Consider the following 638-nt stretch of genomic DNA (forward strand, 5'->3'; position numbering starts at 1 on the left):
ATTAAATTTATCTATAATTTTTTGCTCAGTTTCTTGATAGTCTTCAATTGCTTCAATTAACTTTGAATTAAGTAATGGCTTATAGACGTTTAATGATTCTGAAATTGTTTTTTGAAATTTATTACCAGTATTTGTAGCATCAATATTACAAGTATCATCAGGTATACCCTGCATTTCATTAAATGCTTGGTCTGTTAACTTAGAAGAAGTTTCAATAGCATCAGCAACGGCATGAGATAAATTAAGCAAGCTACCTTTATTTATTTCCCAAACTCGGTCACGTTTTTGCTTCTGAACACTGTCAAAATGAATCACTGTTGCTACAACCGTTGCAGTAGCGATAACCATATTAAGAGTAAGCTCATGGTCGAAATGAAATTTAGAATTAAAAGCTAAGTAGCCTACAGTAACAATTACACCTAAGATAATACCGAAAACGACCTGAACCATGATTAAAACTCTCTATTACTTTATTCATTTAGCCAGTAGTTTAGCAATTAAACTTCAATAGGTAGATTAGATTTTTAACATTCGATTTATTAGCACAAGAAAAAGCCCCCACAACGTTGTTGTGGGGGCTTTTGGAATAGAGAGCTGACGATGACCTACTCTCACATGGCCGGAGCCACACTACCATT

The 638-nt window shown here is 33.9% G+C and carries 1 protein-coding gene; it reads right to left on the reverse strand.

Annotated elements, in window-relative coordinates:
- Positions 1 to 450: hypothetical protein (locus ACS8FD_RS21765; protein ID WP_439277405.1), on the reverse strand; the 450-nt coding region annotated here is incomplete at its 3' end.
- Positions 451 to 638 lie beyond the last annotated feature (188 nt).

Source organism: Psychrobacter sp. 1U2 (assembly GCF_051847575.1).